Raw genomic sequence first — 15,990 nt, 5'->3', positions numbered from 1 at the left:
CCGGTGTCGGGGGTCAGCGGGTCGCGCGGCGGCGCAGGACGCCGAGGGCGAGCGCGAGCAGGATGAGGGCGCCGTTGAGCCCGTAGCGCCATGGCGCGCCCAGGCCCAGCAGCACGAGCCCGTTGGCGAGCAGCGTGACGAACACCGCGCCGAGCACGGTCCACACGACGCTGACCCGGCCCCGCGGGGAGGCGGTGGCGCCGAGGTAGACCGCGGTGAACGCGTCGAGCAGGAACGGCTGCGCCGAGCCGGGCACGGCGAGCCCGGTGCGGGCCGTGAGCATGAGGCCACCCGCCCCGGCGAGCAGGCCGCAGAGCACGAACCCCGACGCGAAGGTCGCGCGCACCGGCGTGCCCGCCAGCTCGGCGGCCCGCGCGCCCGCGTCCACCAGCTCGATCCGCCGCCCCCAGGTGGTGCGGGTCGTCGCGAACCAGACCACGGCCACCACCACCACGGCGGCGAGCAGCAGCAGGCGGAACGGGCCCCACGAGTCGCTGCCGAACACGAGCATGGGCTTGACCAGGTCGATCGGCGCGGTGAACAGCTGCTGCGGGGTGCCGTTGTCCGAGACGACGAGCCCCACCGCGGTGAGCACGAGGTTGAGCCCGAGCGTCGCGACGATGGCGGGGACGCCCAGGTAGCCGGCGAGCACCCCGTTGGCGACTCCGACGGCGAGCCCGACGGCCAGCCCGATCAGCACGGCCGTGGCGGTGCCGTGCCCGTCGAGCAGGGCGCGGGCCGCCAGGTAGCCGGCGAGGTCGGCGGTGGCCGCGATCGACAGGTCGAGGCCCTTCATCGCCATGAGCACGCTCAGGCCCACGGCGAGCACCACGAGCACGGTGGCGTCCACGGCCACCGCCGCGAGGTTGCGCGGGTCGACGAACAGCGGCCGCGCGACGGCGATCAGCACGACCACCACCAGCATCCCGATCACGGTCGCGTAGGACCGCACGCCGTCCAGCCGCGACGGCGGCGAGGCCGGGGAACCCGACGGTCCGCCCTCCGGGCGGGTCACGGTCGGAGCGCTCATCAGAAGATCACCACCTGTCCGAGTGCGCGGCGTCTCGCGACCGCGACGAGCACCGCGGCCAGCAGCACCACGCCCTGCACCCCGCCGAGCCACTCGTCGGAGAGCCCGTTGGCGATGAGGCCGGCGCCGGTCGCGGTGACGAAGAGGGAGCCGACGGCCGCCGTGGCCGGGTCGAAGAGGAACGTGCGGGTGAGCGCCGAGCCGAGGAACGCGGCCGCCAGCGCGGTGACCAGCAGCTCCAGCGAGGCGTCCCGGGCGGTCGCGCCACCGGCGTAGGAGGCCAGCAGCACGCCGGCCAGCCCGCTCAGGGCCCCGGAGAGCACCAGCGCGGTGACGGTGGCCCAGCCGGTGCGCACCCCGCGCAGCCGGGAGGTGCGCTCGTCGTCGCCGGTGGCGCGCAGCCGCAGCCCGGTGGGGGTGAGCCGCCAGACCAGCGCCACGACCGCGATGACGACGCCCGCCGTGATCACGATGGCGGGCACGGGCCCGACGAAGCCCTGGCCGAGCAGCAGGAACGAGTAGGTCTCCGCGGGCACCGCGAGCCCGCCGTTGACGCCCAGCGTGATCCCCACCAGGAGGAACAGCATCCCGAGCGTGGCGACGAACGACGGCACCCGCAGCAGCACCGTCACGCCGCCGTTCACCGCCCCGACGACCACGCCGGTGACGATCCCGGCCGCCAGCACCAGCGGAGTGGGCACGCCGGCCACCACGAGCGCGGCCGACAACGTGGCGGTGAGCTGGGCTACCGCGCCGACCGACAGGTCGAACGCGCCCGCGCCGAGGGCGACGGTGAGCGCCGCGGCGAGCAACACCGGGGTGCCGGCCTGCCGCAGGACGTCCCAGAACCCCGAGGAGAGCAGGAACCCGGGCGACCCGGCGACCAGCGCCGCCACCACCGCGAGCATCGCCACCCCGACCCCGATCTGCCGCAGCCGCGCCGCCCGCCGGGGCGCAGGCTCCGCGGCGGGGGCGGCCGGGTCCGCGGTGGTGTCACCGTCGGCGGCATCCGCGCCCGCGGCGCGCGCGGTGAGCTCCTCCTCGTCCACCTCGCCGCGGCCGATCTCCTCGACGACCACACCGTCGCGCACGACGAGGATCCGGTCGCAGAGCCCGATCAGCTCCTCGAAGTCGGACGACACCACGAGCACCGCCGCTCCCCCGGCCGCGAGCTCGCCGAGGTGGCGGTAGATCTCCGCCTTCGCCGCGACGTCCACGCCCGCGGTGGGCTCGTCGACGAGGTACAGCTGCCCGCCGCGGGCGAGCCAGCGCCCGACCACGACCTTCTGCTGGTTCCCGCCGGAAAGCGTGGCGACGTCCTGCGCGGGTGAGCGCGGCACGATGCCGAGCCGCTCGACGAGGTCCTCGGCCGTGCGCCGCTCCCGGCGCCGCGACAGCACGCCGCCGCGGGCGTGCGCGCCGAGGCTCGACGCGGTGAGGTTCACCCCCACCGACAGCCCGGGGAACAGCGCCTCGGTGCGCCGCTCCTCCGGCACGAGCGCCACCCCGCGCCGCACGGCCGCGCGCGGGTTCGACGCGGCGAGTTCCCGCCCGCCGAGCCGCACGTCGCCGGTGGAGCGGCGGTCGCCGAACAGGGCCAGCAGGGTCTCGCTGGCCCCGGACCCGACGAGCCCGGCGAGGCCGACGATCTCCCCGCTGCGCAGCGACAGGTCCATGTCGCGCACGAGCTCGCCGGAGCGCAGGTGCCGCACCTCGAGCAGCGGGTCGCCCGGCGTGTGCGGGACGTCGGGGAACAGCGCCTCGAGGTCGCGCCCGACCATCGCCGCGATGATGTCCTGCGTGGACAGCCCTGCCGCGGGCGCCACGCTGGTGCGCCTGCCGTCGCGCAGCACGGTGACGCGGTCGGCGAGGGAGGTGATCTCGTGCAGCCGGTGCGAGATGTAGAGCACCGCCACGCCCTCGGCGCGCGCGGCCCGGATGAGTTCGAAGACGGAGGCGGACTCGGCGGCGCCCAGCGCGGCCGTCGGCTCGTCGAGCACCAGGACACGGGGCTCAGCGGCCAGTGCGGCGGCGATCGACACCTGCACCCGCTGGGTGGGCGTGAGGTCGCCGACGACGTCGTCCGGCCCGCAGAGCGCGCCCACCCGCTCCAGCACCTGCCGGGCCCGCCGGTGCATGCCGGCGCGGTCGAGCACGCCGGTCCGGGCGGGCTCGCGGCCGAGGAACATGTTCTCCGCCACGGTCATCCGCGGCGCGAGCGGCTGGTCCTGGTAGACGATCTCGAGCCCGAGCGCACGGGCGTCCTCGGGCCCCGCGAGGTCCACGCGGCTGCCCGCGACCTCGACGTGCCCTTCCGCCAGCGGGTTGACGCCCATCAGCGCCTTCACCAGCGTCGACTTGCCCGCGCCGTTCTGCCCGACGAGGGCGTGCACCTCACCGGCGCGCAGCTCCAGGTCGACCCCGTGCAGCACGGTGGTCGTCCCGAACCGCACGACGGCGCCGCGGACGGCGGCCGCGATCCCTTCGGCCATGTCGCCCTCTCCCTCAACCGCGCGGGGAGATCGGCTGCATGACCACCACGTCCTGCGACTGGGGCCACCGGCTCTCGATCCCGGCCTTGTCGAGCTTGACCTGCTCCCAGATCCCCGGGCCGTAGCGGCGCTCGGCGGCGGCGATCCCGTTGTGGCGGGTGGCCACCCACGCCGTGGTGAAGATGTTCGGGCTGACCTGCTCCCCGGCCCGCGCGTCGAGCGCGGCCTGCGCCGCGAGCTGCCCGATGAGCTGGGCGTTCTGCACGACGGTCGCGACGAACGGGCTGTTCGGCGCGTACAGCATCGGGAAGCTCGCACGGTCGCCGTCGATCGAGGCCACCGCGATCTCGGGGCGGTTCGCCTGCTGGATCGCCTGCACCGCGCCGGACGTCATCTGGTCGTAGGCGCCCCACACGCCGGCGATCGACCCGGGGTCCGGGTTCGAGGTGAGGATCGCCTGCATCTGCGACTGCACCCGGGCCGGGCTGTGGTCGGACGGCTGCAGGTGCAGCGTGACGCCTGGGTAGTCCTCGACCATGGCCTGCAGCACCCGCAGCCGGGTCTCGAGCAGAGGCGCCCCCGGCACCCAGAACGCGTAGAGGTCGCCGCGGTAGCCCATCGCGTCCAGCAGGGCCCGGGCCACCATCTCGGCCATCAGCGACTCGTCGCCGCCGACGTCGGTGACGGCACCGGGCACGGTGGAGCCCACGCCCGCGGTGACCACCACGACGCCCTTGCTCCGCGCCTGGGCCACCACCGGCCCGAGCTGCGCCGGGTCCCCCAGCTCGATGACCAGGACGTTGATCCCGGAGTTCACCAGCGTCTGGATGTTGTTGATGTGCCGGGTGGCGTCCCCGCCCGCGTTCGTCGTCGTCACGGTGCCGCCCGCGGCCCGGAACGCCTCCTCGGCGCCGGCCACGATGTCGCGGTTGTAGTCGTTGACGATCTCGCGGGCGGCGATGCCGACCTTCAGCGGGCCCTCGAGGTAGGGGGTCTCCTCGGCGGCGCCCGGCTGCGTGGCGCCCGCGGCGCCGTCGGTCGCGTCGGTGACGGGACCGTTGAGCGTGCAGGCGGAGACGAGGGCGACGGCCAGGAACGCGGCGACGAGCGTCAGTGTCCGGCGAACTCCCCTGGTCGCAGGTCTGTTCACGGTGTGGTGCCTCTCGGATCGGGGTGGACGGGCTCCGGCCGGTGCCCTTCGAGGAGGGCCTGCGCGGTCGGGGTGTCGGTGACGACGGCGTTCGCGAGGCCGCCGGACAGGGCCGCCCGCAGCGCCTCGACGCGCTCGGGCCCGGCGGCGGCGGCCACCCGCAGCGGCCGCGATCGGATGACCTCGAGCTCGACGGACAGGGTCCGCTCGGCGAGGTCACCCCCGATCGGCCGGCCCGCGGCGTCGAAGAAGCGGCCCACCGCGTCGCCGACGGCGCCCTGGCGCTGCAGCTGCCGCAGGCTCGGGTCGTCGAGGTAGCCGTTGGCGTAGAGCGGCGTCGTCTCGGTGACGTGACCGACCCCGAACATGCAGATGTCGGCGCGGGCCGCGGTGTCGAAGGCCGTGCTGATCCCGCGGTCGGCGCGCAGGCTGGCCACGGTGGCGGCGTTGTCCACGTAGAGCGGGGCCGCGATGAGGATCTCGTGCGCCCCGAGGGCGTCGGCCACCGCCGACACCGTGCGCATCGGGTTCACCCGCGTCGGGTCGCTCGGCGCCGCACCGGCGAGCTGCACGACCGTGACGTCGAGGACCTCGTCCGCGGTGCGGCGCAGCGTGCGCAGCACCTCGGCGGTGCGGGCGATCCACTCGTTGGGGTTGGAGCTCCAGCCCAGCCCGATCACCGTGCCCGGCTCCAGCCTGCGGGCGAGCATGTCGGCGCAGCCCTGGCCGAGGTCGACGTTGCCCGCGGCGTCGGTGTCGGCGGGGTCCACCACGACGACCTCGTCGAGCCCGTAGGCGGCCTCGAGTGCGAGCTCGGTCTCGACCTGCCGGGTGATGCCCGAGACGATCTCGATCCGAACGATCCCCGACGCCCGCGCCTGCGCGACGAGCCGACCTGCGGTCGCGCGGCTCACCCCGAGGTGGCGCGCGATCTCGAGCTGGGTCTTCCCCTCCACGTAGTACATCACCGCGGCACGGACCAGCAGCCGCTGCTTGTCCACGTTCGGTAGGGGCACCCGGACCCACTTCCTGAGCATATGCTCATGGCGTGCGCATCTGTCACCGCACAGTAGGTCGGCAGTACGGCGCTCGTCAAACAACAGTTGTCACAGCGCACATCGACCCGTACTATCGAACACATGTTCGATGCCGCGTCCGTTGATCCCGAGCTGGAGGACGCCTTCGACTGGATGGCGATCGAACGCGATCTGCGCCAGGACATCGAGGACCGCACCTGGGCCAACACCCGTCCGTCCGGGCTGGCCGCCCTGGAGATCGACACCGACACCGAGCACGAGGCAGGCCTGTCGGACGCGCAGCTGATCGACGCGATCGTCGGGTTCGAACGCTTCGCCGCCTGGGCCGAGGCGCGGCAGGCACGGCTGCTGGCCGAGTTCGCGCGCCGCCGCCCGGGCGACGACCCGTGCCTGGTCGCCGCCGACACCAGCTGCACGATGGGCGGGTTCGCCCCGGACGAGGTCGGGCTCGCCCTGAAGCTGGCCCGGCTCACCGCCAAGGGCCGGCTGGGCCGCTCGGTGCAGCTGGAACAGGTGCTGCCCGAGACCCTGCAGCTGTGGGAAGAGGGCCGCCTCGACGAACGCCGGGTCACGGCCATCTGCGAGGCCACCCTCCACCTGCCCGCCGACAAGGCCCGCGCGGTGCAACTGCGGGTCCTGGACCGGGCGCCGGACCAGACCGTGGGCCAGCTCAAGGCCGCGCTGCGCCGCGCCGTGATCGCGATCGATCCGGAAGGTGCTGCCGAGCGCCACAAGGTGGCCCGGCGCGGGCGCCGGGTCGCGGTCAGCGAGGAACAGGACGGCATGGCCTCGCTGTGGATGCTGATGACCGCATCGGACGCGCAGGCCGGCTACCAGTGGCTCACCCGCCTCGCCCTCGGCTGCGGCAAGGACGACCCCCGCGGCATGGATGCCCGCCGCGCCGACATCGCCGCCGCCCTCCTCTCCGGACGACTCACGTTCACCGCACCCACCGACAGCGGTGCTGAGCCCGGGGAAGGCGGTTCAGCCCCGCGACCGGTCAACCCCGGCAAGCCGCTCGTGCAGGTCCAGATGCCGTTCAGCACCCTGATCGGCGCCGACGACCAGCCCTGCGAGCTGGTCGGTCACGGCTCCATCCCCGCCGACCTGGCCCGTGAGATCGCCGCCGACGCCGTGTGGAAGCGCCTGATCTACGACCCGCTCTCGGGCACCGTCCTGGACTACGGGCGCACCACCTACCGGCCGCCGGCCGGGCTGGCCGACCACGTCCGCGCCCGCGACGGGTACTGCCGCGGCCCGATCTGCCGCCGCCGGGCCCTCGACAGCCACCTCGACCACGTCACCCCGTACCCCGAGGGCCCCACCAACGAGCAGAACCTGCACGCCTGCTGCGGGCACGACCACCGCGTCAAGCACGCTCCCGGGTGGGAGGTGCGGGCGCTGCCCGACGGGCGCATCCAGTGGATCACCCCCACCGGGCACCGCTACCACAGCGAGCCCCACGACCACCGGCCCGACGAAGGCGACGACCTCCCACCGGACAAGGCCCCCAGAAGACGCGGCCTGCCGAAGGACCTGCTCGCCCGGCTGGAACGGATCGCCCGCGACCGCCGCAGCGCCGCGCGGTGGAACGACGGACCTGAGCCACCCGACGGCCCGGCCCCACCCGCGGACGACGAAGAGCCGCCACCTTTCTGATCGGCCGGAGCGCGCCGGTCAGACCCGTCCGTCGAAGGCCCGGCCCGGCCGGGCCGCGAAGCCCCGCACCCACGCCGAGGTCGCCGGCAGGCCTCCGAAGGTGTAGAAGTGCGTCCGCACCTCGCCGTGGACGCCGGGGGCGAGCCCGTCGCCCAGCGCCGTGACGAACGCGTCCGGGCCGGCGGTGCCCAGGAGGTTGGCGAGGGAGAACCCGTACTTGCGGGTGACGCTCGCGGACGTGGCCACACCGAAGCGGCGGGCGTAGGCGAGCAGCCGCCTGATCCCGACCGGCCCGGGCACCCCGACGCGGACCGGTGCCGTGATCCCCTGGCTCCGCAGCGCCTCGATCCAGTCGAGGACCGGGTGCACGTCGAATCCGAACTGGGTGATCACCGCCGGTTCCAGCCCCTGCTCGGCGAGCACGGCGACCTTGGCACGCAGCGCCGCGTCCAGCGTGGCGGCGGGGATGTCCGGGTGGCCCTCCGGGTAGCCCGCGACGCCCACCCGGCGCACCCCGGCCTCCTGCAGCAGGCCGCTGCGCAGCACCGACAGGCTGTCGGCGAACGGGCCGGCGGGGGTGGCCGGGTCGCCGCCCACCACGAACAACTCGTCGGTCGCCCCCACCTGGTGCAGGGCCACGAGGAACTCGGCGAGTTCGGCAGGCGAGTGCATGCGACGGGCCGCGACGTGCGGCACCGGGGTGAAGCCGCGCACCCGCACCGCCCGCGCGGCGTCCACCCGCTGCTCCGCGGTCTCGCCCGCGAGGTAGGCGATGTTGACCCGGGTACCGAGCGGCAGGAGCGTGGCGGCCTCGTCGAGGCCCGCGACGTCGCGTGCGGTCATCTCGATCGAGAACCCGTCGAGGACGGAGACCTGCTGATCAGGCCGCATGGGTCGCCCCCGCCGTGGTCGCCGCCTCGAGGGTGTTGTGCAGCAGCATCGCGATCGTCATCGGCCCGACACCGCCGGGCACCGGGGTGAGGGCGCCCGCGACCTCGCTGACCGCGGCGGCGTCGACGTCGCCGCACAGCCCGTCCGCGGTGCGGTGGATGCCGACGTCCACGACGGTGGCGCCGGGTCTCACGGCGTCGGCCCCGATGAGGCGCGGCACGCCTGCGGCGACGACGAGCACGTCGGCGAGCCGGCAGGTGGCTGCCAGCTCCTTGGTGCGGGAGTGGCACACGGTCACCGTGGCGTGGCGCTGCAGGAGCAGTTGCGCCATCGGCTTGCCGACGAGGTCGGAGCGGCCGACGACCACGGCGTGCGCGCCGGCCAGGTCGACCCCGGTCTCGTCCAGCAGCGCGAGCACCCCGGCGGGGGTGCACGGGCGCAGGCCGGGGCGGCCGAGGGCGAGGCGCCCCGCGCTGCCCTCGGTGAGCCCGTCGACGTCCTTGGCCGGGGGGATGCGGTCCACGAGGGCGGCGGCGTCGAGGTGCGGGGGCAGGGGCAGCTGCAGCAGGATCCCGGTGACGGCCGGGTCGGCGGCGAGCTCGTCGAGCACGGCGGCGGCGCCGGCCTGGGTGACGTCGCCGGGCAGGTGCCGGTGCAGGTCGCGCATCCCCACCTCGACGCACTGGCGGCGCTTGTTGCGGACGTAGATCGCCGAGGCCGGGTCGTCGCCGACGAGGACCGTGGCGAGCCCGGGCGGCACCGGCAGCGCGGCGACGGCCCGCGCGACGCGGGCCCGCACCTGCGCGGCGACGGCCCGGCCGTCGATCGGGGTCGCCGTCATGCCGCGGCGTCCACGCGCAGGAGGGGGCCGAGGTCGGCGGCGGCGCGAGTGCCGTAGGCGTCGGCGAGGCGCGCGACGGCGTCGTCGGGGTCGAGGTGCCACTCCTGGGGCCCGGAGGCCTCGAGCACCAGGGTGGCGACGAGCGCCCCGAGCTGGGCGGCGCGTTCGAGCCCGAACCCCTGCGCGACGGCGGCGAGGAACCCGGCCCGGAACGCGTCGCCGACGCCCGTGGGGTCGACGATCTCGCGCGGGGGGACGGCGTCGACGTGGATCTCGGTGTCCTCGTCGACGACGACGACGCCCTTGGAACCGAGGGTGGTGACGCGCAGGTCCACCCGGGCCGCGATGTCCTGCTCGCTCCACCCGGTGCGGCGCTGCAGCAGCTCCCACTCGTACTCGTTGCTGAACAGGTAGCGGGCGCCGCCCACGAGCATGCGGCACCGGTCGGTGTCCAGGCGGGGCAGCTGCTGCGAGGGGTCGGCGGCGAAGGGCACGCCCAGCTCGCGGGCCTCCTGGGTGTGGGTGAGCATGGCCTCCGGGTCGTCGGCGCCGATCAGGACGAGCTCGACGCCGTGGCTCTCGACGAGCGGGGCGAGCCGGATCGCGGCGGCCTCGCTCATGGCACCGGGGTAGAACGACGCGAGCTGGCACTGCGCCTCGTCGGTGGTGCAGGTGAACCGCGCGGTGTGGGCGGTGGCCGAGGTGTGCACGCCCGCGCAGTCGACGCCGTGCCGTTCGAGCCAGGCGCGGTAGTCGGCGAAGTCCTCGCCGACGGCCCCGACGAGCAGCGGGCGGGCGCCGAGCACCCCCAACGCGAACGCGATGTTGGCGCCGACCCCGCCGCGGCGCACCACGAGGTCGTCGACGAGGAAGCTCAGCGAGATGCGGTCGAGGTGGCCGTCGACGAGCTGGTCGCCGAACAGGCCGGGGTAGCGCATGAGGTGGTCGGTCGCGATGGAGCCCGCGACGGCGATGGTTCCGGGCATGGGGCGTCCCTCCGGTGGGCGGCTCAGAAGACGACGGTGGTGCGCCCGTCGACCAGCACCCGGTCCTCGCAGTGCCAGCGGACGGCGCGGGCGAGCACGGCGCGTTCGATGTCGGCGCCTGCGCGGGTGAGCTCGGCGACGCCGGCGCGGTGGGAGACCCGCACGACGTCCTGCTCGATGATCGGGCCCTCGTCGAGGTCCTCGGTGGCGTAGTGCGCGGTGGCGCCGATGAGCTTCACGCCGCGCTGCTTGGCGCGCTCGTAGGGTCCTGCGCCGGCGAAGGCGGGCAGGAACGAGTGGTGGATGTTGATCACCGGTACGCCGACGCGGTCGAGGAAGTCCGCGGACAGGACCTGCATGTACCGGGCGAGGACGACGAGGTCGACGCGCCCGGCGAGCAGCTCGAGCTCGCGCTGCTCGGCCACCGGCTTCGTGTCCCGGGTGACCGGGACGTGGGCGAAGGGCACGCCGAACCCGGCGACGTCGGCCGCCAGGTCCGGGTGGTTCGACACGACCTGCACCACCGTCATCGGCAGCTCGCCGCGCCGGGCGCGCCACAGCAGGTCGAGCAGGCAGTGGTCGTAGCGGGACACGAACAGCACCACCCGCGGGGCCTCGGCGGCATCGCGCAGCTGGAACGTGCCACCGACAGTGCGGGCCACCTGGGAGGCGAAGTCGCGTTCCAGATCGGGCAGCGCCTTGGCCAGGCCGGGCAGGTGGAACTCGGTGCGCAGGAAGAACCGGCCGCCCACCGGCCCGGTGGAGAACTGGTCCGACTGCACGATGTTGGCGCCCCGCCCGTGCAGGAACGCGCTGACGCGGGCCACGATCCCCGGCCCGTCGGTGCAGGACACGACGAGCCGGCCGATGTCGGCCTCGACCGGGGCGGTCACCGGGCCGCGTCGAGGAGCGCTTCTGCCCGGTCGATGCGCTCCCAGGGCAGGTCGAGGTCGGTGCGGCCGAAGTGGCCGTACGCCGCGGTCGGGCCGTAGATGGGGCGGTGCAGGTCGAGCTGGGCGCGGAACGCGGCCGGGCGCAGGTCGAAGTGCTCGGCCACCAGCTTCTCGATCAGCCGCCTGTCCACGCGTTCCGTGCCGAACGTCTCCACCAGCACCGACACCGGGCGGGCCACGCCGATCGCGTACGCCACCTGCACCTCGGCCCGGCGGGCCAGGCCCGCTGCCACCACGTTCTTCGCGACGTAGCGCGCCGCGTAGGCCGCCGACCGGTCGACCTTCGACGGGTCCTTCCCGGAGAACGCGCCGCCGCCGTGGCGGGCGAACCCGCCGTAGGTGTCGACGATGATCTTCCGGCCGGTCAGGCCCGCGTCGCCGACGGGGCCGCCGATGACGAACCGGCCGGTGGGGTTCACCAGCAGGTCGGCGTGCAGCGCGTCGGCGTCGTAGAGCTCGTCGGGCAGCTCGGCGGTGACGACGTGGCGCCACAGGTCCTCGCGGATCTGCTCGGCGGTGACGTCCTCGGCGTGCTGAGTGGAGATCAGCACCCGCTCGACGGCCACCGGGACACCGTCGGCGTAGCGCACCGACACCTGCGTCTTGCCGTCCGGGCGCAGGTAGCCCAGCGTGCCGTCCTTGCGCACGGCGGCGAGCCGCCGCGACAGCCGGTGCGCCAGCGCGATCGGCGTCGGCATGAGCTCGGGCGTCTCGTCGGTGGCGTAGCCGAACATCATCCCCTGGTCGCCGGCGCCTGCGAGGTCGTACGCGTCGCCCGACGACCCGCTGCGGTGCTCGTGGGCCTGGTCGACGCCCTGCGCGATGTCCGGCGACTGCTTGTCCAGCGCCACGAGCACCGCGCAGCTGTGCCCGTCGAAGCCGTAGTTCCCGTCGTCGTAGCCGATGCGGTTGACGGTGTCGCGGACGATCTGGGTGTAGTCCAGGTGCTCCGGGGTGGTGATCTCCCCCGCGAGCACCACCATGCCCGTGGTGATCAGCGTCTCGCACGCCACCCGGGAGTAGGGGTCGTTGGTGAGCGCGGCGTCGAGCACGGCGTCCGAGATCGCGTCGGCGATCTTGTCCGGATGTCCCTCGGTCACCGACTCGGACGTGAACAGGTAGTCGTGCGGGTCGGACTGGGTCATCCTGGTGCTCCTTCGGTGTCGCCGGCGACCGAGCGCCGGACCTGTTCGGCGCCGGTCACCATCGCCGCGAGCTTCGCCCGCGCGACGGGGCCGGAGAGGTTGCGCAACCCGCAGTCCGGGTTGATCACGAGGCGGTCCGCGGGCACGAACTCCAGCGCCCCGCGGATGCGGGCGGCCACGAGCTCGGGGCTCTCGACCTCGCCGCTCTTGACGTCGACGACCCCCACGCCGAGCGCGCGGTCCCAGCCGTGCTTGGCCACGACCGTGAGGTCGTCGTATCCCTTGCGGGCGAACTCGAGCACGAGCTGGTCGACGTCGGCGTCGAGCACGGCGGGGAACAGGAAGTCGTAGTGGCCCTCCCACGAGGGCCGGGCGTAGCGGTTGCCGTAGCAGACGTGCAGGCCCCAGGTGACGTCCACGCCCGCCGTGACGATGTTGATCGCCTCGACGGCGATGCCGACCTCGTGGGGGTAGCCGGCGAGGAACGGTTCGTCGATCTGGAGCAGCTGCGCGCCCCGGGCGGCCAGTGCGCGCGCCTCGGCGTTGAGGACCCGGGCGATCGCCCGCACCAGCTCGGTGCGGTCGGCATACGCCTCGTCGCGCACGCGGCGCGAGAGCGAGAACGGCCCGGTGAAGGAGAACTTGATCGGCCGCTCGGTCTGCCCCGCGGTGAACGCGTAGTCCTCGGCGAGCCCCAGAGGCGCGCCGTCGCCGGGCGCGGGCAGCGGGGCGCGCACCAGCGTCTCGTAGTAGTCGAAGTAGAAGTCCTTGGCCGTGTGGGCCAGCTCGATGCCCGGGATGCGGGCGAGGAAGTAGTCGAGGTCGTTGTCGCGGCGCAGCTCGCCGTCGGAGACGATGTCGATGCCGGCGCGCTCCTGGTCGCGCAGCGCGGCCTTGATGGCGGTCTCGTGCACGTCCTGCAGCTGGGCGGGGCTCATCTTCCCGCGGAAGTACTCCGTCTTCAGCCGCTCCATCCACTCCGGTACCGGGTAGGAGCCCACCACGGTGGTCGGGAGCAGGGGCAGGTCGCTCGCCATCAGTCCCGCACCTGCGCGGTCATCGTGACGATGTTGCCGCCGGACCGGTGCCGGAAGCGCTCGTAGTGCACCTCGAAGCCGCGGCGGCGGCCCACGTGCGCGAGCAGCGGCCCGTTGACCCAGTTGACGACGGAGCCGTCGTACTTGCCGGGCCCGCGGAAGTGGGTCCGGTAGCCCTCGATGTCCGTGACGAACAGGTCGTGGCACACCAGCCTGCCGAACGGGTGCAGCAGCATGAGGCTGTCGACGAAGCTGGCCAGCGCCCCGTTGTTGACGTGCATCCGGATGTCGGCGCCGGACTCGACGAGCGGCCGCAACAGCTCCCCGCCCAGCCCCGGCGCGAGCGTGTAGGTGTCCAGCCCGAGCAGCGGGACGTAGCGCTCCTCGAGCCGCAACGCCGACCACGCGCGCTGCCAGAAGGCCACCGCCGACTCGACGTCGGGGAAGTGGGCGGGCGCGGCCTCGGGCAGCAGGGCGGGCCCGAGCCGCAGCAGCTTGTGCACCAGCCCCGGCAGGTCCTGCGTGCTCGCCCCGGCCGCCTCGGCCAGCTCGGCCGCGTCGGCCTGCGCGAGGTAGGCGCGGGTCTGCACGCAGTAGGTGCGGCCCCCGAGGTGGGCGACCTCGTCGGTGGGCAGGTTGTCGTAGACGTTGGAGACGTAGACCAGGAAGACCTTGTACTGCAGGAACCCCAGTGACGTGCGGGGCCGGGTGGCGTCGAGGGCGAACGAGCTGACGTGCGCGATGTGGTCGGCCACGGTCTCGCGCGCCAGGTCGAGGACGTGCTGGGAGTAGTCGCACATGAGGTAGTGCAGGCGCCGGTAGTAGCCGCGCCCGTGTTCGCGGTCGCGCTCGGCGAACACGTCGAGGAACACCTTCGCCTGTCCCCCGTTGCCCACCCCGAGCTCCACCACGTAGAGCTCGTCGGGCAGCGCGTTGGACTCCGAGAGCCGGTCCCACACCGCGAACAGCCCGTCGACGAGCTCGCGCGCCGCGGCCCGGTTGCGGGCGTCGCTCTCCCCGCCGGGCAGCGCCTGCTCGTACCCGCGGCCGGTCGCCTTCTCCCACAGCTCGAGCGCCGACCAGTAGAGCGCGTTGAAGTCCCAGACGACGCTCTCGCTCCCCCGCCCCCAGCTCTCCAGCAGCACGCGGTCGGGCTCGCTGCGCAGCAGCGCGGCGGTGACCTCCTTGAGCGGCACGTCGTGGCTGCGCCGCACGTCGACGGCCACCTCGAGGTCGTCCTCGCGCACGCCCATCGGAACGGGCACGGCCCCACCGGCGGGGGCGGAGTGCAGGATCGGGCGCAGGTCCACGACCTCGCGGAAGTTCTCCCGGTACTGGACCCAGTCCGACACCACCCGGACCTTCGCCAGGTCCACCGCGCCCTCGCCCAGCGCCTCCACGACGGGGACGACGGACTTCACGAGGTCCACCGGCTGCGCGCCGCGCAGCCGGGTGTGCGGTCGGAAGTCAACGAGCATGGCCGATCGTCCTTCGCGTCTCGGAGGCCCTCACGACCAGAGCCGTGAGCTGGCGAGCGCAGCGCCCTGGCCGAGGGCGCGCAGCTTCGCCCAGACGATCTCCTCGTGGCCGACGCGGGAGCCGATCCCGCAGTCGGTGCCCGCCTGGACGTTCTCGCGCCCGAGCACGCTCGCGAAGTTCGTCAGCCGCTCGGCCACCAGCTCGGGGTGCTCGACGAGGTCGGTGGCGTGGCTGATGACGCCAGGCATGACCATCCGGCCCTCGGGGAGGTCGACGTCCTCCCACACCCGCCACTCGTGCGCGTGCCGGACGTTGCCCGCCTCGATCGCGTAGCACTGGGCGTTGATCCGCACCAGCAGGTCGACGACCTCGCGCAGTCCGATGTCGGTGGTGTGGGGGCGGTGCCCGCTGCCCCAGCAGGAGTGGAAGCGGACCTGCTCGAGCGGGATGCCCTCGAGCGCGTGGTTGATCACCCGGACGGCCATCTCCAGGTAGCGGCGCAGGTCGGCGACCTCCCACTCCGGGTAGAAGGTCCAGGTGGTGAGGAACTCGGGCTCGTCGACCTGGACGATCAGGCCGGCGTCGGTGATGGCGCGGTACTCCTCGCGGACCACTTCCGCCACCGCCATGAGGTACTCCTCCTCCGACGCGTAGTGCTCGTTGACCGCACCGGCGCCCAGGCTGAGCGGGCCGAGCGCGGCGATGAAGCCCTCCGTGTCGCCGTTCTTGCCCTTCAGCGCGTGCTGCAGCGCGGTGATGTCCGCGGCGATGGCCTCGTGCCCCACGTAGCGCACCGGTTCGACGCACACCCGCGTGCCCCGATGGCGCGGCACCGCGCCCGGCGTCGCGAACCCGGGACGCACGGGGCCGCCGGAGCCCGACATCCACAGCCCCGACTCGTAGACCCCGGGGAAGAGGCGCCGGTCGCGCTCGGCCGTGCCGGCGCGCTTGGCGGGCGGCGCGTCGTCGCCGGTGCGCACCTCCCAGCCGGTGACCCGGGCGTGGATGTAGCCCGCGTAGGCACCCGCCGCGCCGGCCTTCACGTACTCGCCGTCGTTGAGGACGTCGACGCCGCACTCCGCCTGGAGGTCGACGACCTCCTGCACGGCCTCGGCGAGCCGGCTGCGGACGGCGGCCTCGTCGCGCTCCGGGGTGGCGAGCATCGCGTTGAGGTCGGCGGGCAGCGGCAGGTTGCCGCCGTGCGAGGTCCGGATCCGCCCGTCGTTGCGCTTCATCGCTTCGTTCCTCCTCGTCGGGACGCCGGACCTGCCGGCGCCCAGCACGGCCTGC

The 15,990-nt window shown here is 74.0% G+C and carries 13 protein-coding genes; 1 reads left to right on the top strand and 12 read right to left on the bottom strand.

Annotation, left to right across the window (positions count from 1 at the left end; genetic code table 11):
• Window positions 1-13: 13 nt before the first annotated feature.
• The 4 genes from ACFPL3_RS22745 to ACFPL3_RS22730 are packed head-to-tail and all read right to left on the bottom strand — an operon-like array spanning window position 14 to window position 5,688.
• Window positions 14-1,030: an ABC transporter permease gene (locus ACFPL3_RS22745; RefSeq protein ID WP_343940063.1), complete on the bottom strand. Its 1,017-nt coding sequence runs from the start codon at window positions 1,028-1,030 to the stop codon at window positions 14-16.
• On the bottom strand, window positions 1,030-3,522 hold the full coding sequence (locus ACFPL3_RS22740; protein ID WP_343940061.1) for an ATP-binding cassette domain-containing protein: 2,493 nt from the start codon (window positions 3,520-3,522) through the stop codon (window positions 1,030-1,032). Before ACFPL3_RS22740 ends, ACFPL3_RS22745 begins: the two co-directional genes overlap by 1 nt.
• 13 nt (window positions 3,523-3,535) lie before the next feature.
• The gene (locus tag ACFPL3_RS22735; protein WP_343940059.1) at window positions 3,536-4,672 is read right to left on the bottom strand and encodes a substrate-binding domain-containing protein; all 1,137 of its coding nucleotides are present in this window, start codon (window positions 4,670-4,672) and stop codon (window positions 3,536-3,538) included.
• Window positions 4,669-5,688: a sugar-binding transcriptional regulator gene (locus ACFPL3_RS22730; RefSeq protein ID WP_343940057.1), complete on the bottom strand. Its 1,020-nt coding sequence runs from the start codon at window positions 5,686-5,688 to the stop codon at window positions 4,669-4,671. The genes ACFPL3_RS22735 and ACFPL3_RS22730 overlap by 4 nt, the downstream gene beginning before the upstream one ends.
• Window positions 5,689-5,811: 123 nt before the next feature.
• Between ACFPL3_RS22730 and ACFPL3_RS22725 the strand changes: the two genes are divergently transcribed.
• The gene (locus ACFPL3_RS22725; protein WP_343940055.1) at window positions 5,812-7,368 is read left to right on the top strand and encodes an HNH endonuclease signature motif containing protein; all 1,557 of its coding nucleotides are present in this window, start codon (window positions 5,812-5,814) and stop codon (window positions 7,366-7,368) included.
• Between the two features lie 18 nt (window positions 7,369-7,386).
• Here the strand turns inward: ACFPL3_RS22725 and ACFPL3_RS22720 are convergent, their stop codons facing one another.
• From ACFPL3_RS22720 to ACFPL3_RS22685, 8 genes are read right to left on the bottom strand one after another with little or no spacing between them, the layout of a single operon-like run.
• Window positions 7,387-8,259, bottom strand: coding sequence for a methylenetetrahydrofolate reductase (locus ACFPL3_RS22720; protein WP_343940053.1), 873 nt, complete (start codon window positions 8,257-8,259; stop codon window positions 7,387-7,389).
• Window positions 8,249-9,100, bottom strand: a complete 852-nt coding sequence (folD, locus tag ACFPL3_RS22715) for a bifunctional methylenetetrahydrofolate dehydrogenase/methenyltetrahydrofolate cyclohydrolase FolD (RefSeq protein ID WP_379589626.1) — start codon at window positions 9,098-9,100, stop codon at window positions 8,249-8,251. Before folD ends, ACFPL3_RS22720 begins: the two co-directional genes overlap by 11 nt.
• Entirely contained in the window at window positions 9,097-10,086 is a 990-nt protein-coding gene (locus tag ACFPL3_RS22710; protein ID WP_379589625.1) for a carbohydrate kinase family protein, read from the bottom strand. Before ACFPL3_RS22710 ends, folD begins: the two co-directional genes overlap by 4 nt.
• A 23-nt stretch (window positions 10,087-10,109) precedes the next feature.
• Window positions 10,110-10,979, bottom strand: coding sequence for a formyltetrahydrofolate deformylase (gene purU, locus ACFPL3_RS22705; protein WP_343940048.1), 870 nt, complete (start codon window positions 10,977-10,979; stop codon window positions 10,110-10,112).
• Window positions 10,976-12,184, bottom strand: coding sequence for a methionine adenosyltransferase (metK, locus tag ACFPL3_RS22700; RefSeq protein WP_343940046.1), 1,209 nt, complete (start codon window positions 12,182-12,184; stop codon window positions 10,976-10,978). Before metK ends, purU begins: the two co-directional genes overlap by 4 nt.
• Window positions 12,181-13,221: a uroporphyrinogen decarboxylase/cobalamine-independent methonine synthase family protein gene (locus tag ACFPL3_RS22695; protein ID WP_343940044.1), complete on the bottom strand. Its 1,041-nt coding sequence runs from the start codon at window positions 13,219-13,221 to the stop codon at window positions 12,181-12,183. The genes metK and ACFPL3_RS22695 overlap by 4 nt, the downstream gene beginning before the upstream one ends.
• On the bottom strand, window positions 13,221-14,699 hold the full coding sequence (locus ACFPL3_RS22690) for a hypothetical protein (protein ID WP_343940042.1): 1,479 nt from the start codon (window positions 14,697-14,699) through the stop codon (window positions 13,221-13,223). Before ACFPL3_RS22690 ends, ACFPL3_RS22695 begins: the two co-directional genes overlap by 1 nt.
• A 30-nt stretch (window positions 14,700-14,729) precedes the next feature.
• Window positions 14,730-15,935, bottom strand: a complete 1,206-nt coding sequence (locus ACFPL3_RS22685) for an epoxyalkane--coenzyme M transferase (RefSeq protein WP_343940040.1) — start codon at window positions 15,933-15,935, stop codon at window positions 14,730-14,732.
• Between the last annotated feature and the right edge of the window lie 55 nt (window positions 15,936-15,990).

The sequence above is a fragment of the Pseudonocardia zijingensis genome (genome assembly GCF_042657305.1).
Taxonomy (GTDB): domain Bacteria; phylum Actinomycetota; class Actinomycetes; order Mycobacteriales; family Pseudonocardiaceae; genus Pseudonocardia; species Pseudonocardia zijingensis.
The sequence above is the reverse complement of the archived record's forward strand: the minus strand, read 5'-3'. Positions and strand labels throughout refer to the sequence as shown.

What these genes read in the sequence shown, in the direction of transcription:
- ACFPL3_RS22690 (WP_343940042.1), bottom strand. Translation starts at nt 14,699, where the DNA reads ATGCTCGTTGACTTCCGACCGCACACCCGGCTGCGCGGCGCGCAGCCG.
- ACFPL3_RS22740 (WP_343940061.1), bottom strand. Translation starts at nt 3,522, where the DNA reads ATGGCCGAAGGGATCGCGGCCGCCGTCCGCGGCGCCGTCGTGCGGTTC.
- ACFPL3_RS22745 (WP_343940063.1), bottom strand. Translation starts at nt 1,030, where the DNA reads ATGAGCGCTCCGACCGTGACCCGCCCGGAGGGCGGACCGTCGGGTTCC.
- metK (WP_343940046.1), bottom strand. Translation starts at nt 12,184, where the DNA reads ATGACCCAGTCCGACCCGCACGACTACCTGTTCACGTCCGAGTCGGTG.
- ACFPL3_RS22695 (WP_343940044.1), bottom strand. Translation starts at nt 13,221, where the DNA reads ATGGCGAGCGACCTGCCCCTGCTCCCGACCACCGTGGTGGGCTCCTAC.
- ACFPL3_RS22720 (WP_343940053.1), bottom strand. Translation starts at nt 8,259, where the DNA reads ATGCGGCCTGATCAGCAGGTCTCCGTCCTCGACGGGTTCTCGATCGAG.
- folD (WP_379589626.1), bottom strand. Translation starts at nt 9,100, where the DNA reads ATGACGGCGACCCCGATCGACGGCCGGGCCGTCGCCGCGCAGGTGCGG.
- ACFPL3_RS22725 (WP_343940055.1), top strand. Translation starts at nt 5,812, where the DNA reads ATGTTCGATGCCGCGTCCGTTGATCCCGAGCTGGAGGACGCCTTCGAC.
- ACFPL3_RS22710 (WP_379589625.1), bottom strand. Translation starts at nt 10,086, where the DNA reads ATGCCCGGAACCATCGCCGTCGCGGGCTCCATCGCGACCGACCACCTC.
- ACFPL3_RS22685 (WP_343940040.1), bottom strand. Translation starts at nt 15,935, where the DNA reads ATGAAGCGCAACGACGGGCGGATCCGGACCTCGCACGGCGGCAACCTG.